General features: G+C 65.3%; 25 protein-coding genes. 14 read left to right on the top strand and 11 right to left on the bottom strand.

Going from position 1 to position 23,629, the window contains the following annotated elements:
- The first annotated feature begins 62 nt into the window (after window positions 1-62).
- The 5 genes from M0209_RS17095 to M0209_RS17115 are packed head-to-tail and all read left to right on the top strand — an operon-like array spanning window position 63 to window position 4,967.
- Window positions 63-1,442 (top strand): sugar MFS transporter, encoded by a 1,380-nt coding sequence (locus tag M0209_RS17095; RefSeq protein ID WP_258889474.1) that lies wholly within the window; start codon window positions 63-65, stop codon window positions 1,440-1,442.
- Between the two features lie 19 nt (window positions 1,443-1,461).
- Window positions 1,462-2,568, top strand: coding sequence for a ThuA domain-containing protein (locus tag M0209_RS17100; RefSeq protein ID WP_258889695.1), 1,107 nt, complete (start codon window positions 1,462-1,464; stop codon window positions 2,566-2,568).
- Window positions 2,565-3,437 (top strand): SMP-30/gluconolactonase/LRE family protein, encoded by an 873-nt coding sequence (locus M0209_RS17105; protein WP_258889475.1) that lies wholly within the window; start codon window positions 2,565-2,567, stop codon window positions 3,435-3,437. The genes M0209_RS17100 and M0209_RS17105 overlap by 4 nt, the downstream gene beginning before the upstream one ends.
- Window positions 3,434-4,333: a 2-dehydro-3-deoxygalactonokinase gene (locus M0209_RS17110; protein ID WP_258889476.1), complete on the top strand. Its 900-nt coding sequence runs from the start codon at window positions 3,434-3,436 to the stop codon at window positions 4,331-4,333. Before M0209_RS17105 ends, M0209_RS17110 begins: the two co-directional genes overlap by 4 nt.
- Window positions 4,320-4,967 carry a 2-dehydro-3-deoxy-6-phosphogalactonate aldolase gene (locus tag M0209_RS17115; RefSeq protein WP_258889477.1) on the top strand — a complete coding sequence of 216 codons (648 nt, stop codon included), beginning with the start codon at window positions 4,320-4,322 and terminating at the stop codon, window positions 4,965-4,967. Before M0209_RS17110 ends, M0209_RS17115 begins: the two co-directional genes overlap by 14 nt.
- A gap of 14 nt (window positions 4,968-4,981) precedes the next feature.
- On the opposite strand, the gene M0209_RS17120 is transcribed toward M0209_RS17115, so the two are convergent.
- Genes M0209_RS17120 through M0209_RS17130 form a run of 3 tightly spaced genes read right to left on the bottom strand, consistent with a single transcriptional unit; the run spans window position 4,982 to window position 7,358 of the window.
- Window positions 4,982-6,232, bottom strand: coding sequence for a cytochrome P450 (locus tag M0209_RS17120; protein WP_258889478.1), 1,251 nt, complete (start codon window positions 6,230-6,232; stop codon window positions 4,982-4,984).
- A gap of 11 nt (window positions 6,233-6,243) precedes the next feature.
- Window positions 6,244-6,570, bottom strand: coding sequence for a 2Fe-2S iron-sulfur cluster-binding protein (locus M0209_RS17125; protein WP_258889479.1), 327 nt, complete (start codon window positions 6,568-6,570; stop codon window positions 6,244-6,246).
- Between the two features lie 11 nt (window positions 6,571-6,581).
- Entirely contained in the window at window positions 6,582-7,358 is a 777-nt protein-coding gene (locus tag M0209_RS17130; RefSeq protein ID WP_258889480.1) for an SDR family NAD(P)-dependent oxidoreductase, read from the bottom strand.
- A 124-nt stretch (window positions 7,359-7,482) separates the two neighbouring features.
- On the opposite strand from M0209_RS17130, the gene M0209_RS17135 reads away from it, so the two are divergent.
- Window positions 7,483-8,394 (top strand): SDR family NAD(P)-dependent oxidoreductase, encoded by a 912-nt coding sequence (locus M0209_RS17135; RefSeq protein ID WP_258889481.1) that lies wholly within the window; start codon window positions 7,483-7,485, stop codon window positions 8,392-8,394.
- A gap of 311 nt (window positions 8,395-8,705) precedes the next feature.
- Here M0209_RS17135 and M0209_RS17140 read toward each other — a convergent pair whose 3' ends face one another.
- A complete protein-coding gene (locus M0209_RS17140) occupies window positions 8,706-9,023 on the bottom strand; it encodes a hypothetical protein (protein WP_258889482.1) in 318 nt (105 codons plus the stop codon).
- Window positions 9,020-9,676, bottom strand: a complete 657-nt coding sequence (locus M0209_RS17145; protein ID WP_258889483.1) for a hypothetical protein — start codon at window positions 9,674-9,676, stop codon at window positions 9,020-9,022. The genes M0209_RS17140 and M0209_RS17145 overlap by 4 nt, the downstream gene beginning before the upstream one ends.
- A gap of 289 nt (window positions 9,677-9,965) precedes the next feature.
- Here M0209_RS17145 and M0209_RS17150 point away from each other — a divergent pair, with 289 nt between their 5' ends.
- Window positions 9,966-11,201, top strand: coding sequence for a CaiB/BaiF CoA-transferase family protein (locus M0209_RS17150; RefSeq protein ID WP_258889484.1), 1,236 nt, complete (start codon window positions 9,966-9,968; stop codon window positions 11,199-11,201).
- On the opposite strand, the gene M0209_RS17155 is transcribed toward M0209_RS17150, so the two are convergent.
- Complete coding sequence (locus M0209_RS17155) at window positions 11,198-12,064, bottom strand: LLM class F420-dependent oxidoreductase (RefSeq protein ID WP_258889485.1); 867 nt, start codon at window positions 12,062-12,064, stop codon at window positions 11,198-11,200. The genes M0209_RS17150 and M0209_RS17155 overlap by 4 nt on opposite strands.
- 31 nt (window positions 12,065-12,095) lie before the next feature.
- A complete protein-coding gene (locus M0209_RS17160; protein WP_258889486.1) occupies window positions 12,096-12,854 on the bottom strand; it encodes a GntR family transcriptional regulator in 759 nt (252 codons plus the stop codon).
- A gap of 154 nt (window positions 12,855-13,008) precedes the next feature.
- Between M0209_RS17160 and M0209_RS17165 the strand changes: the two genes are divergently transcribed.
- Genes M0209_RS17165 through M0209_RS17195 form a run of 7 tightly spaced genes read left to right on the top strand, consistent with a single transcriptional unit; the run spans window position 13,009 to window position 19,298 of the window.
- Complete coding sequence (locus M0209_RS17165; RefSeq protein WP_258889487.1) at window positions 13,009-13,860, top strand: SDR family oxidoreductase; 852 nt, start codon at window positions 13,009-13,011, stop codon at window positions 13,858-13,860.
- On the top strand, window positions 13,857-14,681 hold the full coding sequence (locus M0209_RS17170; protein ID WP_258889488.1) for a sugar phosphate isomerase/epimerase: 825 nt from the start codon (window positions 13,857-13,859) through the stop codon (window positions 14,679-14,681). Before M0209_RS17165 ends, M0209_RS17170 begins: the two co-directional genes overlap by 4 nt.
- A 17-nt stretch (window positions 14,682-14,698) precedes the next feature.
- On the top strand, window positions 14,699-16,177 hold the full coding sequence (locus M0209_RS17175) for an aldehyde dehydrogenase (protein ID WP_258889489.1): 1,479 nt from the start codon (window positions 14,699-14,701) through the stop codon (window positions 16,175-16,177).
- A gap of 2 nt (window positions 16,178-16,179) precedes the next feature.
- Window positions 16,180-16,959: a carboxymuconolactone decarboxylase family protein gene (locus tag M0209_RS17180; RefSeq protein WP_258889490.1), complete on the top strand. Its 780-nt coding sequence runs from the start codon at window positions 16,180-16,182 to the stop codon at window positions 16,957-16,959.
- 1 nt (window position 16,960) lies between these two features.
- Complete coding sequence (locus M0209_RS17185) at window positions 16,961-17,713, top strand: SDR family NAD(P)-dependent oxidoreductase (RefSeq protein ID WP_258889491.1); 753 nt, start codon at window positions 16,961-16,963, stop codon at window positions 17,711-17,713.
- Window positions 17,710-18,516 carry an NAD(P)-dependent oxidoreductase gene (locus M0209_RS17190; RefSeq protein WP_258889492.1) on the top strand — a complete coding sequence of 269 codons (807 nt, stop codon included), beginning with the start codon at window positions 17,710-17,712 and terminating at the stop codon, window positions 18,514-18,516. The genes M0209_RS17185 and M0209_RS17190 overlap by 4 nt, the downstream gene beginning before the upstream one ends.
- Window positions 18,513-19,298 carry an SDR family oxidoreductase gene (locus tag M0209_RS17195; protein ID WP_258889493.1) on the top strand — a complete coding sequence of 262 codons (786 nt, stop codon included), beginning with the start codon at window positions 18,513-18,515 and terminating at the stop codon, window positions 19,296-19,298. The genes M0209_RS17190 and M0209_RS17195 overlap by 4 nt, the downstream gene beginning before the upstream one ends.
- Window positions 19,299-19,302: 4 nt before the next feature.
- Here M0209_RS17195 and M0209_RS17200 read toward each other — a convergent pair whose 3' ends face one another.
- Genes M0209_RS17200 through nirD form a run of 4 tightly spaced genes read right to left on the bottom strand, consistent with a single transcriptional unit; the run spans window position 19,303 to window position 23,562 of the window.
- Window positions 19,303-19,848 carry a molybdenum cofactor guanylyltransferase gene (locus M0209_RS17200; RefSeq protein WP_258889494.1) on the bottom strand — a complete coding sequence of 182 codons (546 nt, stop codon included), beginning with the start codon at window positions 19,846-19,848 and terminating at the stop codon, window positions 19,303-19,305.
- A complete protein-coding gene (gene cobA, locus M0209_RS17205) occupies window positions 19,835-20,620 on the bottom strand; it encodes a uroporphyrinogen-III C-methyltransferase (RefSeq protein WP_258889495.1) in 786 nt (261 codons plus the stop codon). The genes M0209_RS17200 and cobA overlap by 14 nt, the downstream gene beginning before the upstream one ends.
- A complete protein-coding gene (locus M0209_RS17210; protein WP_258889496.1) occupies window positions 20,613-23,261 on the bottom strand; it encodes a nitrate reductase in 2,649 nt (882 codons plus the stop codon). The genes cobA and M0209_RS17210 overlap by 8 nt, the downstream gene beginning before the upstream one ends.
- Window positions 23,245-23,562: a nitrite reductase small subunit NirD gene (gene nirD / locus M0209_RS17215; RefSeq protein WP_258889696.1), complete on the bottom strand. Its 318-nt coding sequence runs from the start codon at window positions 23,560-23,562 to the stop codon at window positions 23,245-23,247. The genes M0209_RS17210 and nirD overlap by 17 nt, the downstream gene beginning before the upstream one ends.
- Between the last annotated feature and the right edge of the window lie 67 nt (window positions 23,563-23,629).

Below are 23,629 nucleotides of genomic sequence, written 5' to 3' on the forward strand. Positions count from 1 at the left end.
GACCCCTTAATGCTGGCGTTATACTCATACAAATACAAAATGCGCGAGAGGGAATAGGCGGGATGGCGAGCACGGCTGGCGGCACGACGGGAACGCAGGCGTCGAAGGTGGCGACCGCGCTGGTGTTCGTCACCGCGCTGTTTTTCATCTGGGCGTTCGTTACCAATCTCATCGATCCGCTCGTGAAGAGCATGAAAGTCATCTACACGCTCTCCGATTTCGAAACGCAGCTCAACCAGTTCGCGTTCTTCATCGCTTACGGCGTGGTTTCGATTCCCGCCGCCTGGTATCTTTCGCGTCGCGGCTATGCGAACTCGATCATCCTCGGGCTGGTGGGCGTCGTGGCGGGGTGCTTGATCGCCTGGTCGACCAGCCTGTCGCACAGCTTCGTTACCGTGCTCATTGGACTGTTCGTCGCTGCTTCGGGAATCACCTTGCTCCAGGTCGCTGCCAACCCGCTGATCGCTTCGATGGGCGACCAGAAGAGTTCGCATTTCCGGCTCAACCTCAGCCAGGCGTTCAACTCGCTGGGCGCTTACGTCGGCGGCATTTTCGGCGCGAGCTATCTGCTGAAGGGCGACCTTTTCACGAAGGACGTCGTGCTGACCGATGCGCTCAAGGCCGAGGGACTGTCCTTCGTCACAGAGGTCTATTTCCTGATCGCGGTGGCGCTCGCCGTGTTCATCTTGGCGATTTATTTCGTGCGCAAAACAATATCGGCGCACGCCCCGGCGATCCCGCAACACGTCGAATCGCCGCTGTCCGCACTGAAGTCGCGCTGGGCCAATCTCGGCGCGGTGGCGATCTTTCTCTATGTTGGCGCCGAAGTCTGCGTGATTTCGGGCATGATCTTCTTTCTCGAACAACCGCAGATCCTCAACATCCCGTCGCAGGTCGCGGGCTATATCGCGCCGATCTTCATGCTGCTGGCAATGGTCGGGCGCTTCGGCGGCAGTGTGCTGCTGCGCCGGATTGCCGCAACGACGATGCTCGGCATCGTGGCTGCAGGCGCATCGATCCTGTGCCTGATTGTCATGGCAACCTATGGCACCGCCGCCGCGCCGCTCGGCGGGACGGTGACACTGCCCGGCGGCTTCGTGGCGCCGCTCACGATGGGCTTCGTGCCCGCGCTCGCCGCGATTTCGCTCGGCCTATTCAACTCCATCATGTTTCCGACGATCTTCACGCTGACGCTCGAGCGGTCGAGCGCTCCGGCCTCGGCCACATCGGGCCTGATGTGCATGGCGATCTGCGGCGGCGGCTTCATCTCGATCTTGTATGGGGCGGTGATCGATGTCTTTGCGGCGGGCGTTCCCATCGGCGCGCGGTCGCTGGCGTTCGTGGTGCCGCTGGCGTGCTACGTCTATGTGCTCTGGTTCGCCCGGGCTGCGCGTCACGCGCCAACGCATGCGATCGAAGAAGGTGTCAGTGCGGGTCACTAGGAGGACTACCTTGAAACACGTGCGACTTGCGCTGGTGGCGTTTTCGGCCGCCTTTGCTGCCTCGGCGTCGGCGGCACCTCCGGTCGATTGCCCGATGCGCGACGCGCCTTATTCTTCGGCCTCGCCACTGATCGACATCCTGCTCAACCCGCAAGCGAAGGCCGTCGCCGAAAGGGCGTTGCCCGGCATCGCCACGCGTCTGCCTGCCCAGCTCATGGGAACAACGCCTCCCAGCTTCGCCGCGATCCTGACGTTGAAAGAAGCATCGGGATTTCTGCGGTTGCCGTCCGCCGAACTGCCCGCCATCGACCGTGAACTGGCGGCTATCCCGGTCACGATTGCCGACAAGATCGCGCGGTGCTCGCGGTATGACACCGACCCGCCGAAGCTTGTCATCCCGAGCGGTCGCCCGCGCATCCTGTTGTTCGAAAAGATCAACGGATTTCGCGACGTTCCTTCGGTCGATGCCGCCCATTCTGCGTTTGTCTCGATGGCAGCGCGCAAGGGCTGGGCACTGGTCACGACGGAAAAGGGCAGTGCCTTCACCCCCGCCATCCTGCGTCAGTTCGATGCGGTGATCTGGAACAACATCAGCGGCGACGTGCTCACGCTGATGCAGCGCCGCGCGTTTCAGAGTTACATGGAACAGGGCGGCGGTTTCATCGGCGTGCACGGCTCGGCCGGCGATCCGGTTTATTTCTGGGACTGGTATGTAGACACATTGCTCGGGGCGCGGTTCGCCGGGCACCCGATGGCGCCGCAGTTCCAGATTGCGCGCATCAAGATCGACGACAGCGCCCATCCGGTCGCGCAGGGGTTGCCCGCGACTTGGGACATGAGCGACGAATGGTATTCGTTTAAGAACAACCCGCGCGCGAGCGGATCGCGCATCATCGCAACGCTCGACGAAACCACGTACAAGCCCGATGGCTTCGGCGGCCAGAATTTGCGGATGGGCGATCACCCGATTGCCTGGAGCCGCTGTGTCGGCAAGGGGCGCATGTTTTATTCGGCCATCGGCCACCGCCCCGAACGCTATGGCGATCCGATTTACGTGCAAATGCTCGAAAAAGCCGTCGCCTGGGCGGGGACACGCGACGCCAAGGGGTGCATAGCGCCCAAGTGAGTATCGACGTTCGTCTTGTTTGGCCTGTTGAAGCGCTGCTCGGCGAAGGGCCGGTTTGGGTTCCCGATGAAGCGGCATTGCGCTTTGTCGATATCAAGCGCGGGCAGCTGCACCGTTATATGCCTAGGTCGGGGACGCGGGAGACCTTCGACCTGGGCGGGCAGCCGAGTTTCGTCGTGCTGGCACACGACGGCACGCTGGTAGTAGGAGCGGGCAACCGCATCCTGTCGGTCGGGAGTGACGGCGTCACGCGGGCGGTCGTCACCGAAATCCAGATGCCTGCGCACAATCGCACCAATGACGCCACAGTCGACGGGCAGGGCCGGTTGTGGTTCGGCACGATGGATGACGAGGAGCGCCGACCGACCGGCGCGCTGTGGTGCCTCGATCAGGGGAGTTTGCACCGTATCGGCGGTGAGGCGGTCGTCACCAATGGTCCCGCGATCACCCGCGATGGGCGGACGCTCTATCACGTGGACTCGGGAAATCGGAGGATCTGGCGCTATGCGATCGGTGAAGGACCAAGCATCGGCGATCCCGAAATATTCCTGCAACTCACGCCGCATGACGGCTATCCCGATGGCGTGGTGCTCGACAGCGAAGACTGTTTGTGGGTCGCGCTTTGGGACGGCTGGGGCGTCCGCCGCTATGCGCCCGACGGGGAGCTGCTGTTGACCGTCGCGTTGCCCTGCGCGCGCGTTACCAAGATCGCGTTCGGCGGCGCGGACCTTCGCACGGCTTATGTCACGACAGCGCGCGTCGGGCTGGATGCGGCGGCGCTGGCGGCCCAGCCGCTCGCGGGCGGGCTTTTCGCCTTCGACGCGCCGGTGGCGGGCAATGCTCTGCCCGCTGCGGTCTTGCCGGTATGAGCTGGCGCGTTCTGGGGGACTGGGGAACAAGCCGCTTGCGTCTCTACCGGGTCGAAGACGGCGAAGTAACCGACCGCTGCGAAGGGCCGGGGATCGGGATGCTGACCACCAGCCCCGAGGAGACCTTGCGCGCAACGCTTGCGCCTTGGTGCGGCATGTCCCGCCCGACTGCGATCTACCTGTGCGGCATGGCGGGGTCGCGCGGCGGCCTGCACGAGATTGCCTATGTCGATTGTCCGGCGGACGTCCGCGACTGGTCGAGCGCGGCACCGATGCTCGCCTTCGACGACATCCCGTTGCGGATCGCCCCGGGGCTTGCCTGTGTCGATGCGACGGGTCGGCCCGATGTGATGCGTGGCGAGGAAGCCCAGATTTTCGGCGCCATCGCGCTCGAAGCGGCGCTCGGACAGGGCAGCTCCTGCTTTGTCCTTCCCGGTACCCACAGCAAATGGGTGACGGTCGAGGGGGGCCGGGTCACGGGATTCCGCACCTTTCCGACCGGTGAGCTCTTCGCGCTGCTGCGTGACCGTTCGACGCTCCTGCCCGGTGGTTCATACGACTCCGCGGACGAACCGGCGGGATTTGCTGACGGCCTCGACCGGGCAGCCAGCGGCGGCGGCTTGCTTGGCAGCCTGTTCGAGGCACGGGCAAGCCAGTTGCGCGCCGGGAAATCGCCGGGTTGGGCAGCGGGTTTCCTCTCGGGGCTGATCATCGGCAACGAGATTGCCGATATGCGGGACGCTGATGGCTTGCCCGACAACGCGCTAATGATCGGTGCGGCCGCGCTCACCGCCCGCTATGCGACGGCGCTGGCGCGTTTTGGTATCGCGTCGCGGGAAATCGATGGCGATATTACGGTCTTGCGTGGATTGGAGTTGATCGATGCAAACGGTTGATGAGCTCCTTGCGGGCGGTGCGCCGCCGCTGGTCGCGATCCTGCGCGGGCTGACCCCCGCCGAGGCCTTGCCGGTGACCGAAGCGCTGGTGGCGGCGGGGATCCGGATGATCGAGGTGCCGCTAAACTCGCCCGATCCCTTCGCCAGTATCGCCGCGATGCAGGCGGCGTTCGGCGAAACGGCAGCGATCGGCGCAGGCACGGTGCTCGACGTGACATCGGTCGATCGGCTCGCCGCGACAGGGGCCAGACTAATGGTGACCCCGAACACCGACCCACAGGTCATCGCGCACGGCGTCGCCTCTGGGCTCGAGGTCATGCCGGGCTTCCTCACCGCCAGCGAAGCCTTTGCCGCAATCCGTGCGGGCGCGAGACGGCTGAAACTGTTCCCGGCCTCGGCCATGTCGCCCGCCTATCTCAAGGCACTGCGCGAAGTCATCGCCCGCGACATCGGCCTGTGGGCGGTCGGTGGGACCGACGCGACCAACCTGTCGGCCTGGTTGTCGGCGGGCGCCGAAGGGCTGGGCGTCGGCGGTGCGCTCTACCGCCCGGGTGACGATGCCGGCACCGTCGGTGCCAGAGCGGCGGCGCTGGTTACAGCTTGGACCGAAGGCGTTCAGACAAGCAACCGATAGTCGACGCCCGGCCGTTACCAGACCAGTGGCACGTGCTCCGGCCCGATCACGCCGCCCGGCCGGTATTCGATCTTTGTCCCCGGCTTCAGCTTGAAATCGGGAATGCGCCGCAGCCATTCCTGCAACGCAATCTTGATCTCCAGCCGCGCAAGGTGAGCCCCCATGCAGCTGTGCACGCCGACGGTGAAGGCGAGGATGATCTTCTTGGGGCGCGAGAAATCGACCTCGGTCGGATTGGGAAAGACATCGGGGTCGAAATTGCACGCGGGCAGGATGCTGGTGACCTTGTCGCCCTTCTTCAGCTTGACGCCGCGGATCTCGATGTCCTGCGCCACCGTCCGTCCCGAAAAGGTGACCGACCGGACGCGCAGCAGTTCCTCGACCTGCGCGTTGATGTTGTCGGGATTGTCGATGATCTCCTGCCGCCGCTCGGGGTTTTCGGCGAGCCACACCCACATGTTGTTGAGCGTCGCAAACACCGTGTCGAGGCCGGCAATGAACAGGAACACAACGAAGCCGTGCGCCTCGCGTTCCGAAATCGGTTTCCCCTCGAATTCGGCATTGGCGATACGGCTGACGAGCCCGTCGTCGGGGTTCGCCTGCTTCTCGGCAATCGCGATGCTCAGATAGTCGCAGATCGTTTTCAGCGTGTCGCCCATGATCTGGCGGTCGTTGCTGTGCAACAGCGCCATCGCCCAGCTGACGAAGGTGTCGCACATGTCGCGTGGCAGCCCCATCAGGTCGAGGAAGACAAGCACCGGCAAGGGCCGCCCGAACGCCTCGTCGAAGTCGCACTCGCCCTTATCGATAAGGTCATCGATCAGCTCGTTGGCAAGCGCGCGGATGCGATCTTCGAGCTTCAGCACCCCCTGCGGCGACACGATGCCATCGACGATATTGCGGTATTTGCGGTGGTCCGGCGGATCGATTTCGATGGGAATGAAGTAGAACCAGTTCTCCGGATCGCGCGGGAAGGGCGTCGCGTCCTCGTTCGAGAAATATTCGGCATGGCGCAGCGCGAACAGCGCGTCCTCATGCTTGGTCATCACCCAGGCATTGCCGAACGGCCCGACGTCGTAAAACACCGGCGGGAATTTCTCGTGCATGTCGGCGAAGAATTTATACGGATCGCCGAGGAACTCGGGGCTGTAGATAATTCCGGCGGAGCGGATCAATTCGGGCGGGACGTGATCGGGCACCTGATCCATCCCGAAACGGCGGACGATGCCTGTCGGTGGCACCGGATTGGCGGGGTCGATACGCATCGCAGCCGTCCTCAATACTGGGTTTCGGGAAGGTGGACGATCAGGCCGTCAAGCTCTGCCGAAAGCACGATCTGGCATGACAGTCGGCTGGAGGGCTTGACCTCGGCAGAGGTCGAATCGAGCATGTCGGTCTCGTCCTGCGACGACGGGCCGCCGGTTTTCGCGAGCCACGCTTCGTCGACATAGCAATGGCATGTCGCGCAGGCGAGGCCGCCCCCGCATTCGCCGACGATGCCGGGCAGGTCGTTGTTGAGCGCGCCGCGCATGACATTCTCGCCGACCGCCACATCGACGGTGTGCGGGATGCCGCCGGCTTCGACATAGGTAACCAGAGGCATTGTGTTCTCCGTTACGCGCCGCCGACCCACTCGGAGGTCAGCGCGCGGGGGCTCAAATATTTCGTCCGCGTCCAGCCGCCATCGACGACGATCGACTGGCCGTTGATCATCTCGCCGCCGGGCGAACACAGAAAGGCGATAGTCGCGGCAATGTCCTCCGCTTCGGCAAGGCGCGGATAGGGCGTCGTCTCGACATTGACGCGCTTGAACGTCTCGTCCTCGAAGCGGTGACGGACCATGTCGGTCATCGTGACGCCGGGCGCGACACAATTCGAGCGGATGCCGCGCGGGCCGTATTCGCACGCCATATGTTCGGTCAGCGACTTCAGACCGCCCTTCGCCGCCGAATAGGCACCGCCGCGCTTGCCGCCGATCATTGCGAAAGTCGAGGTGACGTTCACCACGCCCGATCCCGGCCCCATGTGCGGGATGACATCGCGGCAGAGCCGGAACGGCGCGCGCAGCATGATGTCGAGGAAATGGTCGAGCGTCGCATCGTCGGTCTCGTCGAGCGGCTTGGGGCTGCCGATCCCGGCATTGTTAATCAGGAAATCGATCCGCCCGAACCGGTCGAGCGCGAGCTTGACGATCCGCTGCGGCGCATCGGCGGCGGTGACATCGACGGACAGCGTGGCGAGCCGTTCGATCCCGCCGAGCGCCTCCGCCAGCGTCGCCAGCTTTGCCGGATCGCGTCCGACGCCGACAACCGCCATCCCCGCGTCATGGAGCAGTTTCGCGGTCGCGAGGCCGATCCCGCTCCCCGCCCCTGTGATGATCGCAACTTGCATGATGCCGATCTAACGCGGGGTGTGCGGCGTGTCGCGTCGCTCGGGCGATGGATTGGCGGGGTGATGGGCAGCCTTGCCGCATTGGGGCAAATACCGGCGCAACGACCGACGAGAGGAATGCCGCATGGCCGAACTGCGCTACGACGACCGCGTTGCCATTGTGACCGGCGGAGGCCGGGGGCTGGGCCGCGCCTATGCGCTGCTGCTGGCGGCGCGGGGCGCGAAGGTCGTGGTCAACGATGTCGGCGGCAATATCCGTGGCGACGAAGTGATCGAGAACCCCGCCGCCGACGTCGTTGCGGAGATCGTGGCGGCGGGCGGCGAAGCGGTCGCGGTCACCGATACGGTCGCGACAGTCGCGGGCGGCAAAGCGATCATAGACGCCGCGATGGACACTTGGGGTCGCCTCGACATCCTCATCCCCAATGCCGGCAACGTCCGGCGCGGCGAGATCGACCTGATCAGCCATGAGGATTTCCAGTCGGTCATCGACGTCCATATGCAGGGTGCGTGGAACCTCGTCCGCACCGGTTACGAGATCATGGCCAAGGCGGGCTACGGACGCGTCGTGCTGACCTCGTCGATCGGCGGGATTTACGGCAATGCGACGAGCGTGAACTACGCGATGGCCAAAGCGGCGATGATCGGCCTCAACAACGTCATCGGCCTCGAAGGCGCGGACAGGAATATCAAGAGCAACATCATCCTGCCGGGTGCCGTAACGCGCATGTCCGAAGGGATCGACATCACCCAATTCCCGCCGATGCCGCCCGAACTGGTCGCGGCGGTGGTCGGCTGGCTGGCACATGAAAGCTGTTCGGTGACGGCGGAGATGTACGTCTCGACCGCAGGTCGTGTCGCGCGGGCATACATCAACGAGACGGCGGGCGTGTTCCAGCCCGACTGGACCCCTGATCAGGTCGGCGCCCGCATCGCCGAAATCCGCAATCCGGCAGGGGCATGGACGCTGGAGCCTGTCCCGGGTGGGTTCGGCGAGCATCTGGGGCGGAGTTTCGAGATGGCGACAGGCGGGTAGGGGGCGTCAGTTCAAAGGAAATTATCGCAACCGCTGGCGCTCTCGAACAATTGTCCCGTCAACTTCCGCCCACTCGGACGGAGTGACAAGCAACACAGACAGTGGAATTTCAAAGTCTTCGGCGAAACGCGCAACGAGTTCGTCTCGAGTCGCCCTCATTCTGTGCCATCCGGGCGTTCCTGCCGAATGAGCGGTGACGATCACGAGGTCAATGTCGCGCGGCGTTGCTTGTGGGTCGAGCGCTGATCCGAAAAGATAGGCTTCCGAGAGATCGTTGCCGGCCTTTCGCAATTCGGCTGCCAGCCAAGATATCACCCGCTGAACGAGACGCCGTTGCGACGAAGAAAGGCGAACAAACCTGCATACGGCACGACCGAGAGGCCAATTTCCTTGGCGTGCATTTTTCCTTCCACGGACGCGTCACACCACGATCCGTATGCGACTATCGTCGCGCCAAGATCGGATGCTTTTTGCACAACGTCGGCGCACACTTGGTACTCATCCGGCTCAGGGCAGTAAATTCGCGCTTCTTTTCCACCGTCGAGATACACGGTAAGAATCGGGTCTCCATCGTCGGTTGTCGCGTCGGTACCCCGGGCAAGCTCCCCTCGCAGCCAGTATGTGCTCAAATCTGCTCTCCAACGGCGCTGTTGTATTTTTCTAAAACCAAATTGCGTTTGGCAACGATATGAGTGCGTGCTTCGGGAGGAAAAAAGAAGCGCTGATATAAGTCCGTACGCACCGTCTGAAACGTCTCATACATCGCGACATGAACGAGCAAGCGATGATAATGCTCAAGCGAGTCAGTTTCGTCCATAAGGTGCGTCTTGGTACTCAATATGGATTCGATCTGGAGGTTGTTCGCAAGTATCCTCTTTTTTGTATGTTTCCAAACCATAGCTGCGGCTGTTCGACCATTCTCGTCGAGAGGAAAACTAGATGGGCCTGTCTGATCGAAAATCTCCTTGTTAACATCAAGAAGTGCCAAAAGCGGATTGTAAAAATCGTTCAATGATGCAGATAACCTCTCTATTTTTCGCTGTCTAAGTAGGGCGTTAAAAGAGCGAGATGACTGAAGATAGATGAGGCCAATCGCAATCCCGTTGGTAATTATCAACGTGATGCCCGTGCCGATAAGCGGCCAATTACCGCTCTGGTACCAGGCTTCTTCCGCCTTTGGTCTAATCTCAAGTTTCTGGCTCGATCGTATTGTGAGCGTGTGCAGACTCCTATCGGCTTGTGTCGCAGATGCGGGCGTAACCGCCATCAAAAGTGCGGCCACGAGCGTCACCGCCTCCTTATCCCTGAAGAAGGCCGACGGCTTGGAGTTCTGCCCTAGAGCTGACATGCAGCTTTTATAGACGAATCATGCCGACAACGCTTCAGTAAACTGACGCAGGTGTGGATCTCTCGACCTTTGTAACCGTCATCAAAAACTTTCAGCCCCATTTTCACGTCGCACACCCACCCCAATCCATCGCCGAAGCAATATGTCCCGCCGTGCCTCGCCCCGTCGCGCGCCGCAGGTTACGACGCGTCAATCCGCGCGCAAAACCACAGGACCAGTCTCCATGCCCTCCGCCCTCGACGGTATCCGCGTCATTGACATGTCCCGCGTCTTTGCCGCGCCCGTCGGCGCGCAGATTCTCGGCGATCTCGGGGCCGATGTGATCAAGGTCGAGCGGCCGGGCGTCGGCGATGACGGGCGCGGGTACGGGACGGCGTGGATCAAGGGCAAGGACGGGATCGAAACGCGCCAGTCGAGTTTCTTCACGGTGTCGAACCGCAACAAAAGGTCGATTACGGTCAATCATGCCAAGCCCGAGGGACAGGACATCATCCGCGCGCTCGCCGCCGACGCCGATGTTCTGATCGAGAATTTCAAGGTCGGCGATCTGAAGCGCTATGGCCTCGATTACGAGAGCTTGAAGGCGATCAATCCGCGCCTGATCTATTGTTCGGTGACAGGTTTCGGACAGACCGGGCCGATGGCGTCGCTGCCGGGCTATGACGGGCTGTTCCAGGCGACCGGCGGGATGATGGCGGTCACCGGCATCCCTGACGGCAAGCCGGGTGCGGGACCGTTGAAGGCGGGGCCGAGCCTCGTCGATTTCGTCACCGGGCATAACACCGCACTGGCTATCATTGCCGCGCTGTTGCACCGTCATGCGACGGGCGAGGGGCAGTATATCGACATCGCGCTGCTCGACACGTCGGTCGCGATGGTCAGCCATATCATGCAGGATTATCTTATCAGCGGCTTCCCGCCGCCGCGCCTCGGCAATGGCGGCAACGGCGGCGGCCCGGCCGACCTGATCGAAGCCAGCGACGGCATCGTCTACATCACCGCCGGGACCGACGAACATTACCGGCGGCTGACCGTGCTGATGGACCAGCCCGAACTGTTCACCGACCCGCGTTTCGACAGCAATTTCAAGCGCGGGCGAACCGGGCAGGCCGAATTGATCGGAATCATCAACGCATGGAGCCGCCAGCTTTCGGTTGCCGAACTGCTCGCGAAGCTCGACGAGGTCGGCATTCCGGCAGCGAAATACAACGAACTGCCCGAAGTGTGGGAGGAGCCGCAGGTCGTGCATCGCGGGCTGCGCGCGACGACACCGCACCCCCATGCCGAGGCGGGATCGGTCGACCTGATCGCCAGTCCCCTCGCGCAGATGTCCGCCAGCCCCGCGACGATCCGCATGCCGCCGCCGCTGTTGGGCGAGCACACCGATAAAGTGCTCGGTGCGTTGCCGGGTTATGACGATGCGCGGATCGCGGAACTACGCGCGGCGGGGATTATCTAGCCCGCGTCGATCAGGTGCTTGGCCTTGGCCAGATAATCGATGTGTGCGTCGATATCGTTACCCAACCCCTTGTCCATCGACGGCACACAGCCGTGCGTGCCGCCCGCGTCGCGGAAGAGCCTGAGGTCGTCCGCAGCGCCCTGCGCGTCTTTGGCAAACAGCGCGAGCAGTTCGCGGCCGTAGCCGTCTTCGCTGCGCCCCGCTTCGGCAAGCAACGCCTTGACCCGCCCCCATGCCTCGACGGCACCTTCACCGGGCGCGGCGAAGACGAATCCGTCGCCCAGCGTTGCCCCGCGCTGATACGCCGGTTCCGAATAGCCGCCCAGCCACAACGGTACGGGGCGGCACGGCCTCGGATTGAGACCCAGACGGTCGATGCGATCGAATTGGCCCTCGAAGCTGACGAGCGGCTCGGTCCATAGGCGGCGCAACAACCCGATTTGCTCGTCGATCCGCCGCCCGCGCGTCTTGAAATTCTGCCCCAGCGCTTCGTATTCGGGAAAATTCCAGCCGATCCCGACCCCGAGCCGCAAGCGTCCGCGCGACAGGCGATCGATGCCTGCGGCTTGTTGCGCGACGAGTGCGGTCTGCCGTTGCGGCAGGACAAGCACACCGGTCGCGAACCCGAGCGTGTCGCTGACCGCAGCGGCGAATGCGAAGAGTACGAACGGATCGTGGAAGCTGTGCGCGTCGGTATAGGGGCCGGCAAGCTTGCCATCGCGTCCCTCGTGCGGGCCGGTCAGGACATGGTCGTACGCCATCATATGGGTATAGCCCATCGCCTCGATCGCGCGGACGAACTTGCGTACGGTATCGGGGTCGGCGGGGACTTCGGTCGTGGGGTAGGAGGCACCGATTTTCATGGCTTCCGACCTAATCGGGGTCGGCCGGGGGTCAAGCAGTGGCCGTCGCACCTGCTGCGGGTATCGCGCCCGCGCTGTCGCTCCATAGCCGCCGGTGCAGCAGGTTGCGGTTGTGCCGCGCGGCAAGCGCGCCCATTTCGGGGTCGCCGTCGGCAATCGCGTCGAGTTCCATCGCCTTGGCCTTGCGCCAGGCGCGCACGAAGTCGCGGTGTTCGGAGGTGTCGTTCCGGTCCGACGGGGGGCGGTCGATCCGGCGGGAAGAAAAGGCGACATTGATCTGGAAAATGAGTTCGATGTAGCGGCTGTCGAGCAGGTCGAAGATCGCATCGCGGCATGCGGCCTCCAGCATGCTTACGTCGTGAAACGTCGCGGCGTCGGGGAGCGCAGCGACTTCGGTAGCATAGCGTTCGCTGAGGGCGCGGGCGGCGGGTCGGGGGGCGGCGCACGCCTTGCGGACGACCTCGATCCACAATGTCGTTGCAACCATCGACAGATCTTCGACTTCGACCGCGAGCATTTCCAGATAAGTGCCGACCGAGGCGACGATCGTGCCGACATCGGGCCGCGACCCGAAATAGCCGCCCGATATGCCGCGCCTGACCCGCAGCAGCCCTTCGCGTTCGAGCAGCCGTGCCGCTTGACGGACGGTTGCGCGAGAGACCGCCAGCGCGGTTTGCAGATTTTCCTCGCTGCCAAGCAATGTGCCCTCCGGCCTGGCGAGCACGAGCGCCCGTAAGCGGGCAGCGGCGGCATCGAGGGTCGAGGGTGAACGGGTCTTGCGGTTGGCCATCACTTTACAATCCCGACGGGCATCGGCCCCGCGATATGCGCTTAAAGAGGATACTCTAAACGACATTGGCCGTGAGTAAATGCCCGCGATATGACAAAGAGTATCCATAAACGCGACTCGCCCCCAATGGTGGCACGCGTATGGAGAGCGGCAAGTGTTCGATTTCGGGGGCAAGAACGCGCTGATTATCGGGGCAGGACTGAACATCGGGCGTGCCGTAGCGCTGGAGTTCGCCACGCGCGGTGCGCGGCTGGCGGTAGCGGACGTCGATCTTGCCGCCGCGCAGGAGACCGCAACACTGGTCGGCAAAGGTGCAGTCTCGATATATTGCGATGTCGCGAGCGACGCCTCGGTCGCCGCCGCCATCGATGCGGCGGAAGCGGCGCTCGGCCCGCTCGATGTGGTGATGAACAACGCGGGTATCATCAGCGGCGGCAATCCGGAGGACATCCCCGTCGCCGAATGGCAGCGGATGATGGACGTCAATTTCTTCGGCATGGTCCGCAGCATCGAGGCCGTACTGCCCCGCATGATCGCGCGCGGCAGCGGCTATATCGTCAATACCGGCTCGTTCGCCGGACTCTATCCCTTCGCGACCAGCCGCATCCATTATGCCGCGTCGAAGGCGGCGGTGGTGTCGATGTCGGAGAACCTCGCGCTCCATCTGATGGGCACGGGTGTGCAGGTCAGCTGCCTGTGCCCGGGGCCGGTGATGACGACCTCCAACCTGACGATGAAGCAATTCACGGACGATTGCGTGATGCGCGCGCCGGGTAGCCATCTGACGCTGAAGTCACAGGGGCAGGCCGCGCGGGCGCTCGCCGACGGGATGGAGGCAGGGCGGATCATCATCTCCACCGACGAACTGCTGTGGCCGATGCTCGCCGAGCGCGGCGCAGGGATCGACGATTTCATTCGCACGAAACATGCCGAATTCGAACGCGGCGACAGCGGACGCCCGATCGTACCCGAAGCCATTGTGCGTGGAGAGGATGTACCGGCATGACGAACAATCGCCTCGGTATCGAAATGCTCACCCTGCTCGGCATGCCGCCGGTCGAGCATGTCCGGCTCGCCGCCGAACTCGGGTGCGTGTCGATCTCGACTGGCCTGACCAACCTGCCCGGATCGATGATCGAGGGCGGTGCGCTCTACCCCGAATGGTCGCTCGAGACCGATGCGGTGCTGGTCCGCGAGCTCAAAGCGGCGATGCGTGATACCGGCGTCGGCATTGGCCTCGGCGAAGGCTTCCGGGTTCGCGCCGACGGCGATGTCCGGGACCGCGCGGCGGGGCTCGACCTGATGGCCGAACTCGGCGCGGTGCGGATCAACGCAGTCAGCATGGAGGACGATCTGGCGCGCACCTATGACCAGCTCGGCCACCTCGCCGATATGGTCATTGCGCGCGGCATGGTCTTCACCATCGAATTCGCGCCGCCCAATGCGATCAATACGCTGGCGGGCGCGCTGGCGGCGGTCGAACAGGTCGGGCAGGGGCGCGCGGCGATTCTTTTCGATGCGATGCACTTCTTCCGTTCGGGCGCGACCGTCGCCGAGTTGAAAGCGCTCGATCCGGCACTGATCGGTTATGCCCAGCTGTGCGACGCGCCGATGCGCGCGCCTGAGGGGAAGACCTATATGCAAGAGGCCATGTTCGAACGCCGCGTGCCGGGGGAGGGCGAGTTCCCGCTCGCCGACTGGCTCGCCGCGCTGCCTGCCGATGTGCCGATCAGCCTCGAAGTGCCGAACCTAGCTGCGCTGCGTGGTGGTTCGCCGCGCGACCATGCCGCGCGGGTCGTGGCCGCCGCGCGTGCCCTCTGCGTTTAATCAGGAAAGCCCACGCGATGTTCCCCACTCCCCAAGCCGCCGACCTCCCGACCGCCTCGCTCATCATCGGTGGGGAAAGCGGCCAAGGCGGCGGTGCCGCGCATCCGCACATTTATCCCGGCACCGCGCGCGTGACGAAGGAAGTGCGGCTCGCGACTCCGGCCGACGTCGATACCGCCGTTGCCGCCGCTCGCGCTGCCGCCCCGGCATGGCGCGCGATGAACGGCGACAAGCGGCGCGACCTGTTTTTCAAGCTGGCGACACTCTGCGAGGCTAACGCGCAAGCCTTGGGCCAGCTCGTGACCGCCGAGAACGGCTCGATCAGCATGGCTGCGCCGTATATGGCGTACGATGCCGCGCAGAAGTTCCGCTATTTCGGCGGCTGGGCCGACAAGATCCAAGGGCGCACGGTCGCGACCTGGGGCGGTCCCGCACACGACTATGTCGCCTATGAGCCCTATGGCGTCATCGGCGCGATCATCCCGTGGAACGGGCCGCTGTTTGCCGTGACGATGGTAATCGCACCGGCACTCGCGGCGGGAAATACCGTGGTGATCAAATCGCCTGAACTCGCGCCGTTTTCGGTGATGGGGCTGGCCGCGCTGTTCGCCGAGGCAGGTTTTCCGGCTGGGGTCGTCAACGTCGTGACCGGCGCAGGCGATGTCGGGGCGGCGATGGTCGCGCATCCGGGCATCGACAAGATCCAGTTCGTCGGCAGCGGCGCGACGGCGAAAAAGGTGCTGACGAGTGCCGCCGACACGCTGAAGCTCTGCGGTCTCGAACTCGGCGGCAAATCGGCGGTGATCGTGTTCGCCGATGCCGATTTGCAGGAGGCGGCGAAGCGCGGCCTGTCGGGGGCGGTGAGCGCCAACGGGCAGGGCTGTGTCAACGGCACGCGGCTGCTGGTCGAACGGTCGATCTACGAACCCTATCTCCAGATGCTTGGCGCGATGGCGGGGCATGTGAAGGTCGGCGATCCGATGGACCCGACGACGACAATGGGGCCGGTGATTTCGGATGTGGCATTGGCGCGCATCCTCGGTGTCACAACACAAGCGCAGACCGAAGGCGCGCGGCTGGTGAGTGGCGGGGCGCGGCTGGGCGGTGATCATGCTGACGGCTATTTCATGGGGCTGACGGTGCTCGCGGATGTCGAACAGGGAAGCACCCTCGCGCGTGAAGAGGTGTTCGGGCCGGTCCTCGCGGTAACGCCGTTCGACAGCGAGGACGAAGCCATCGCGATTGCCAACGGCACCGAATACGGCCTCGGCGCGTATATTCACACATCGAACCTCGCCCGTGCGCACACGATGGCGGCGGCGATGGATGCGGGAATGGTGCAGGTCAACGGATCGGGCGAGGGCATGACCCCGTGCGTCCCCTTCGGCGGCATGAAGCAGAGCGGCTATGGCCGACTGGGCGGCGAGGCGGGGCTGCATGAATTCCTGCGCGTCAAGAATGTCTGGATGAATCTGTCGCGGCCGGTAGCGGCGTGACGATGGGCGATCCTGCCGAGCGCAGCGCGCTCGGCGCGCGGCTACAGTCCGAGCTGACCGGCGCACCCGAGCGGTCCGCCGCGACGCCGATGGAGCAGAGCTGGCGCGATTTCGTCTATGCCGAAGTCTGGTCGCGGCCCGGCCTCGACCGGCGTGCCCGCTTCCTGATCTCGCTCGCCGGCGCGGCGATTGTCGGACACGGCCATGCGGTCAACGCCTATGCGCGCGGCGCGCTGACGACGGGCGAGATTACGCTCGCCGAACTGCGCGAGGCGGCGCTGCACGTCGCGGTCTATGGCGGCTGGAGCGCGGGGAGCCTGTTCGACGCTGAAGTCGGTAAGGTCGCCGACGACCTCGGCCTGTCGCCCGCCGACACGCCGCCGATTTGTGCCGAGCCTTGGGATGCCGCCGAACGCAGCGAGCGCGGGGCGGCGGGGTTCGTCGAGGTGATGAAATTCGGCGGTCCGCCGCCGGTGACGCCCTATTTCGAGGCGGGCATCCGCAGTTTCGTCTTCGCCGAAATGTGGTGCCGCCCAGGCCTCGATCAGCGCTCGCGGCGCTGGCTCACCCTTGTCGGCGTCTGCGAATCCTGCGCCGATACGCCCATCGCCTCGCACATTCATTCGGCGATGATCAGCGGCAATTGCACGGCCGACGAGCTCCACGAATTCGTCCTGCAATACGGCATCCACGCGGGATGGCCGCGTGCCTCGCGCATTCAGGGCGCGGTGTTTGCGATGGCGAAAAACGTCGCCGCCGGGCTGGACTGGGACGGGAAGTAGCATGGGCATGCCGGGCGACATGACGGGCAAGGTCGCGCTGGTCACCGGCGCAGCGGGCGGACTCGGTAGGGCGACGGCCATCGCGCTGGCCGAAGCGGGCGCGCAGGTCTGTATTGTCGATCTCAATGCGGACGGGCTGGCGGAAACCGCTGCGACCATCGGCGACGGGGCGTTCGTCCATGTCGCCGACCTTAGCCGCCCCGAGACCTGTGCGCCCGCAGTCGCGGCGGCGGTCGCGCGGTTCGGGCGGCTCGATGCGCTGTGCAATGTCGCGGGCGTGCTCAAGCTCGCCAATGCGCACCAGATGGCGCTTGCCGACTGGAACCTCGTGATCGCGGTCAACCTGACTGCGCCATTCCTGCTGTGTCAGGCGGCAATCCCGCATCTGCTGAAAACGAACGGTTCCATCGTCAATGTCAGCTCGCTCGCAGCCCACATCGGCGAGGCCTATGCCGCCGCCTATTGCGCGTCGAAAGGCGGCCTCAGCCAGATGACCAAGGCGCTGGCGATGGAGTATATGATGCAGCCGATCCGCATCAACGCGATCTCGCCCGGCGGCATGGCAACCCCCATCGGCGCGAGCTTCGTGCCGCCCGAGGGCGCAGACATGGCGCTGCTTGCGCGCTTCCGGCCGATGCGCGGGCTGGTCGAGGTCGAGGATATGGCACGGATGATCGCCTATCTCGCCTCCGACGCCGCCAGCGGTTTCCACGGCGCGGACATCCAGATGGACAAGGGGATTACGGCGGGATGACGTGTGTCGGATTCATCGGCTTGGGCAGTCAGGGCGGCTCGATGGCGCGGCGCATCGTGGAGGCGGGCTTTCCGCTGACGCTCTGGGCGCGGCGAGCGGAAAGCCTGTCTCCCTATGCCGATACGGCGGCGGCAACGGCGGAGAGCATCGCGGCGCTCGGCGCGGTGTGCGACCATGTCGGTATCTGCGTTGTCGACGATGCGGGCGTGCGGGCGGTGATGGACGAGCTACTCCCCGCGATGAAGCCGGGAAGCGTGATTGTCATTCACTCGACGATCCATCCTGACAGTTGCAAGGCATTGGCCGCACAAGCGGCGGCGCGCGGCGTCGCCCTGCTCGATGCACCGGTGTCGGGCGGCGGGCCGGGCGCAGCGGCGGGGACGCTGACCGTGATGGTCGGCGGAGATGCCGACGCGCTGGCGACGGCGCGTCCGGTGCTCGAGACGTTCGCGGGGCTGATCGTGCACCTCGGCGATGTCGGGGCGGGGCAGACCGCAAAGCTGGTCAACAACACGCTGATGGCGGCGAACATGGCGCTCGCGCATCACGCGCTGGCGAGCGGGGAGGCTCTGGGGATCGACCGCACGGCGCTCGCCGACCTGGTCAAGGCGAGTAGCGGGCGCAGCTTCGGCCTCGAGGTTTACGCCCGCCTGCCAACCCCGCAGGCCTTCGGCCATGGCGGCAAGCTGCTAGCCAAGGATGTCGGCTTGCTCGGCGCGTTGCTCGGCGACGATCCCGCCTTCGCCGCCCTGCGCGATGTCGCTCGCCCCTTTCTCGATCTGACCACGGAGACGCCGTCATGACCTTCACCACCGACCAGTTTCGCCTCGACGGCAAAGTCGCCGTCGTCACCGGCGCGGGCGGGCGCGGCAACAGCATCGGGCGTGCCTATGCGCTGGGGCTGGCGACGGCGGGCGCGGCAGTCGTCGTCGCCGATCTCAATGCCGAAGGCGCGCAGGCGGTGGCTGACGAAATCGTCGCGACGGGCGGCAAGGCGATTGCGGTCGGCATGGACATTACCAATGTCGACCAGGTTGCGGCGATGACCGCGCAGGCGACCGAGGCGTTCGGCGGCGTCGATATCCTCGTCAACAATGCGGCGCTGATGCTCGAACTCGGGCAGATCAACGTCGCCGATGTGCCGCTCGACCAGTGGAACCGGATCATGAACGTCAACCTCACCGGTGCCCTGATCTGCGCGCAGGCGGTGATCCCGTCGATGCGGGCGCGGGGCGGCGGTAGTATCGTCAACCAGGTGTCGGGCGGCGCGTTCCCCGCGATCTCGGTCTACGGCGTCAGCAAGCTCGCGCTGACGGGTCTCACCACGACGATGGCCAAGCAACTCGGCCGCGACAACATCACCGTCAACGCCATCGCGCCCGGCAACGTTACCAGCGAGGCGGGCAGCACACTGGTCCCCGAGGGGTCGCCGTTCGCGCAGTTCCTCGCGATGAATGTGTGCACCCGCGCGCAGGGGGCACCCGATGAACTGGTCGGCACGTTGTTGCTACTCTGCTCGCCTGCGGGGGCGTGGATCACCGGGCAGACGATCAACGTCGACGGCGGCTGGGTGCTGCGCCCCTGACGGATCAGGCGGGGATGCCGATGTCGAGCGCGTCGAGTTCTGCCGGTGTGTTGATGTTGCCGATCGTTGCCGGCTCCTCGACGATGCGGGCATGCGCGTGGCGGTTCCAGGCAGCGACCGAGCGCCCGCCAGCATCGATATATCTGCCGAGCATCATGGCGAGACTCGCGGGCCAATAGCCGATCAGATGCTGGTGCTCGAACACTGCCGGACCGTTGCCGTGCAGGCGCTCGACCAGATCGTCGGGCAAGGGCAGCGTATCGACGGGAACGGCCAGTACCGCGTCGAAGCTCTGCCGCGCCGCATGGGCAAGTGCTGCCTCCAGCCCCGCCAGCGGCCCCAAACCCCCATCGCGCAAATCGGGCAGCGTGCATTCGTGCGGCCAGCCACGTCCGCACACCACCAGCGCCGCGACTTGCGGGCGCAAGGCGTCGGCGACGTGCGCCAGCATCGGGCGGCCGTCGATCAGGGCCAACGCCTTGTCGCTGCCGAAGCGTCGCGACGCCCCGCCCGCGATCACTGCGCCGAGGATGCGGTCAGCCGGTGACATGGCTGGGGCGTGCGCGGGCCGGGTTCATCGCGCCGGTGTCGCGCACCCCGACGGCATCGCCAATCAAAATCAGCGCAGGCGCTGCCCCCGGGGTCCGGTCGATAGCGAGCGGCAGCAGGTCGAGGCGCGTGCGGACAAGCTTTTCGTCGGGCAGGCTGACATTGCTGGCGACCAGCACCGGCGTGGCCGCGGACAAGCCATGGGCGATCAGATTGCGGGCGATACGCGCGGCGGCACTGCGACCCATATAGACGGCGAGCGTGGTCGCCGGATCGGCGAGCGCGGCCCAATCGGGACTGGAGATGTCGTCGTCACAGCTTTGCGCGGTCAGGAAGCGGACTTGCCGCGCCACACCGCGCAGGGTCAGCGACACCAGGGCGCTGGCGGCGGCGGCGCTCGCTGTCGTGATGCCGGGGCAGATACGGCAGGGAATGCCGTGTGCCGCCAACGCGTCGATCTCCTCGGCCGAGCGTCCGAAGATCGAGGGGTCGCCGCCTTTCAGCCGCACCACCCGTTCGCCGTTGAGCGCCGCGCGAACGAGCAGGGCGTCGATCATCGTCTGGCTCTGCGAGTGGCGACCGGCGCGTTTGCCGACGGGGACGCGGACGACATGTGCCGGGATCAGGTCGAGGATCGCGGGACCGACCAAGGCGTCGTGGAACACGATGCTGGCGGCTTCGATCAGGCGGACGGCCTTCAGGGTCAGCAGCTCTGGGTCGCCGGGTCCGGCCCCGACCAGCCAGACGTCGCCGGGCGCAATGAGATCAGGCATGAACGGCCTCCTTATGGTCCTCGAGCATTCGCGCGATGGCGGGGCGGCACGATCCGCAATTGGTGCCCGCGCCAAGCGCCGCGCCGACCGCCTCGACGCTCGCCAGTGCCCGTTCGGCGATTGCGCCAAGGATCGTCCGCATGCCCACATCGAAGCAGACACAGACGATGGGACCACGGTCCGGCGCGGGCGCGGCGGGGCGTCCGGCAAGCAATTCATTGGGTGCGGCGTCGCTGCCGCCCAGCTGCGCGATGAGCCAGTCGCGCGGGGGGAGGCCGCCGCCGCGCGACACGAACAGTGCGGCGTCGAGGCGACCGCCGGACCGTACCGCCGCGCGGATCGTCCCGCGCTTCGGGTCGCTCATTTCGAGCCGGTCGCCGGCCGGGAGCAGCTGCGAGAGTGCGGCCGCGTCGCCGTTTCCGGCGACTTCGATCAGCCAGCCCTGGGCGCAGCGGACGCGCGTCCAGTACTCGCAATCGGGCAGCACGGGCAGGTCGGTCGTCACCAGAAATCCGGTCCAGTCGGGCCGCCACGGTGCAATCCGCACCGGCGTGTTCTTGAAGCCCGGCTGCCCTGACACTGGATCGCGATCCTGTCCCGGCAACAATCCCGCGCGACCGCCGCCGCTGGTCTGGTCGGTCCAGTGGATCGGCACGAACAGCTCCTGCCGCCGCTGGTTGGGGGTGCTTTCGACGCGAAAGATGCTGTGGCCGTGCGCGGTTTCGACTTTGGCGAGCCCGCCGTCGGTCAGCCCGAGGCGCTGGACAGTATCGGGGTGGACCTCGACCAAGGGTTCGCGGCGGTGCTGCGATAGCTTGGGCGACAGGCCGGTGCGCGTCATCGTGTGCCACTGGTCGCGGTAGCGCCCGGTGTTGAGCCGCAGCGCGAACTGGCGCGTGCTGTCGGCGCGGGGGGTAAAGGCGACGGGGACGAGGTTGGCCCTGCCGTCGGGGGTTGGGAAAGCGTGATCGGCGAAGGGCGAGGTGCCGCCCCATTGGAAGGGGATTAGATCGTCGTACCAATCCTCGTCATTCCCGCGAAGGCGGGAACCCAACTCCTGCCGCTGGGAGGGGGAGTTGGGTTCCCGCCTTCGCGGGAATGACGGGAGAGAGAGCACCCGCGCCCCGTCATTTTCGAACCGCGTCTGCGCGGCGAATTCGCCAAAGATTTCGGACTGGTGGGCATAGTCGAAAGCCTCGCCCCAGCCCATTCGCTTGGCCACTTCGGCGATAATCCACCAATCCGGCTTCGCGTCGCCCGGCGTGCCCAGAAACCCGCGCTGGCGCGAGACCATGCGCTCCGAATTGGTGACCGTCCCGTCCTTCTCGCCCCAGCCGAGCGCGGGGAGGCGGACCTGGGCGTAGCGACCGGTATCGGTCGCCGCGATGCAGTCCGACACGACGACGAACGGACAATTGGCAAGCGCCACCCGCGCCATCCGCGCGTCGGGCATCGATACGGCGGGATTGGTGGCCATGATCCACACTGCCTTGATCTTGCCCCTTGCCATGGCGTCGAACATTTCGACCGCTTTCAGGCCCGGCCCTGGGCAGATCGTCGGCGATTGCCAGAAGCGTTGGGCGCGGTCGCGTTCCGCCTCGCTGAAGCCCATATGCGCGGCCAGCATCGTCGCGAGTCCGCCGACTTCGCGTCCGCCCATCGCATTGGGCTGGCCGGTGATCGAAAACGGACCCGCGCCGGGCTTGCCGATGCGGCCCGTGGCGAGGTGGACGTTGAGGATCGCGTTCGCCTTGTCGGTGCCGCTGGTCGACTGGTTCACGCCCTGGCTGAACAGGGTGACGGTACGCGGGTGGTCGATGAACAGGTCGTAAAAGGCTTGCAGATCGGCGCGTGGGATGTCGCATGCCTTGGCAACGTCGAGGTCGGGCAGGGTGCTCCAGAAGTCCTTCGGCACCGAGACGCGGCCCGCCATGAACCCGCCGTCGAGCCGGAATCCGGTGCGGAGTTCGCGCAACAATCCGGTCCATAGGGCAATGTCGCTGTCGGGCGCGATGGCGAGGTGGAGGTCGGCGCGCTCGGCGGTTTCGGTGCGGCGCGGGTCGATGACGACAAGCTTGGTGCCGCGCTTCTCTCGGGCGGCTTCGATCTGCTGCCAGACGACCGGGTGGCACCAAGCGGTGTTCGAGCCGACCAGCACGATCAGATCGGCCTCGTCGAGATCGCTGTAGCTGCACGGCACGACGTCCTCGCCGAACGCCCGGACGTGCGCGGCAACCGCGCTCGACATGCACAACCGGCTGTTGGTGTCGATGTTCGCGCTGCCGATGAACCCCTTCATCAGCTTGTTGGCGACATAATAATCCTCGGTCAGCAACTGGCCCGAGACGTAGAAGGCGACGCTGTCGGGACCGTGTTCGGCAATGGTTTTGGCGAAGCGGCTGGCGACGAGGTCTAGCGCCTCGGGCCAGCCGACCCTCTCCGACCCGATCATGGGATGCAGCAACCGCCCTTCGAGGCCGATGGTTTCGCCGAGGTGCGTGCCCTTCGAACACAGTCTGCCCCGGTTGGCGGGGTGGTCGGGGTCGCCCGCGATGGTCGCGTTCCGTTCGCCGGTCGGTGTCGCGACAATGCCGCACCCGACCCCGCAATAAGCGCAGGTGGTTTTAACCGACACTCGCAAGCGCCTCGGCGCGGCCGATCAGGATGCGTCCGCCGTCGATCTTGACCGGGATGACGGGGACGCAGCCCTCATCCGCGCCCAGTGCCTTGCCCGTCACCAGCGAAATCCGCCAGTTGTGCAGCGGGCACGTCACGGTCGTGTCGTGGACGATCCCCTGCGACAACGGCCCGGCCTTGTGCGGGCATTTGTTGACCAGCGCATAAACGTCGCCATTCGCGGTGTGGAAAATCGCGATCTCGTCACCGCCGCGCACGGGCAGGGTGCGGGCGCCGAGTGCGGGGAGTTGATCGACCGGGCCGATGTCGAGCCATTGGGGTTGGGCTGGCGTCGCCCCGGCGGAGGCCGGGGCCGCTGGCGACTTAAGTGCT

The sequence above is a fragment of the Sphingomonas sp. SUN039 genome (assembly GCF_024758725.1).
In the GTDB taxonomy this organism is placed as follows: Bacteria; Pseudomonadota; Alphaproteobacteria; order Sphingomonadales; family Sphingomonadaceae; genus Sphingomonas_O.

Coding starts and splice junctions, on each gene's coding strand:
- M0209_RS17095 (WP_258889474.1), top strand. CDS start 63: ATGGCGAGCACGGCTGGCGGCACGACGGGAACGCAGGCGTCGAAGGTG.
- M0209_RS17110 (WP_258889476.1), top strand. CDS start 3,434: ATGAGCTGGCGCGTTCTGGGGGACTGGGGAACAAGCCGCTTGCGTCTC.
- M0209_RS17115 (WP_258889477.1), top strand. CDS start 4,320: ATGCAAACGGTTGATGAGCTCCTTGCGGGCGGTGCGCCGCCGCTGGTC.
- M0209_RS17120 (WP_258889478.1), bottom strand. CDS start 6,232: ATGCGTATCGACCCCGCCAATCCGGTGCCACCGACAGGCATCGTCCGC.
- M0209_RS17125 (WP_258889479.1), bottom strand. CDS start 6,570: ATGCCTCTGGTTACCTATGTCGAAGCCGGCGGCATCCCGCACACCGTC.
- M0209_RS17130 (WP_258889480.1), bottom strand. CDS start 7,358: ATGCAAGTTGCGATCATCACAGGGGCGGGGAGCGGGATCGGCCTCGCG.
- M0209_RS17135 (WP_258889481.1), top strand. CDS start 7,483: ATGGCCGAACTGCGCTACGACGACCGCGTTGCCATTGTGACCGGCGGA.
- M0209_RS17150 (WP_258889484.1), top strand. CDS start 9,966: ATGCCCTCCGCCCTCGACGGTATCCGCGTCATTGACATGTCCCGCGTC.
- M0209_RS17155 (WP_258889485.1), bottom strand. CDS start 12,064: ATGAAAATCGGTGCCTCCTACCCCACGACCGAAGTCCCCGCCGACCCC.
- M0209_RS17160 (WP_258889486.1), bottom strand. CDS start 12,854: ATGGCCAACCGCAAGACCCGTTCACCCTCGACCCTCGATGCCGCCGCT.
- M0209_RS17170 (WP_258889488.1), top strand. CDS start 13,857: ATGACGAACAATCGCCTCGGTATCGAAATGCTCACCCTGCTCGGCATG.
- M0209_RS17175 (WP_258889489.1), top strand. CDS start 14,699: ATGTTCCCCACTCCCCAAGCCGCCGACCTCCCGACCGCCTCGCTCATC.
- M0209_RS17180 (WP_258889490.1), top strand. CDS start 16,180: ATGGGCGATCCTGCCGAGCGCAGCGCGCTCGGCGCGCGGCTACAGTCC.
- M0209_RS17185 (WP_258889491.1), top strand. CDS start 16,961: ATGGGCATGCCGGGCGACATGACGGGCAAGGTCGCGCTGGTCACCGGC.
- M0209_RS17190 (WP_258889492.1), top strand. CDS start 17,710: ATGACGTGTGTCGGATTCATCGGCTTGGGCAGTCAGGGCGGCTCGATG.
- M0209_RS17195 (WP_258889493.1), top strand. CDS start 18,513: ATGACCTTCACCACCGACCAGTTTCGCCTCGACGGCAAAGTCGCCGTC.
- M0209_RS17200 (WP_258889494.1), bottom strand. CDS start 19,848: ATGTCACCGGCTGACCGCATCCTCGGCGCAGTGATCGCGGGCGGGGCG.
- cobA (WP_258889495.1), bottom strand. CDS start 20,620: ATGCCTGATCTCATTGCGCCCGGCGACGTCTGGCTGGTCGGGGCCGGA.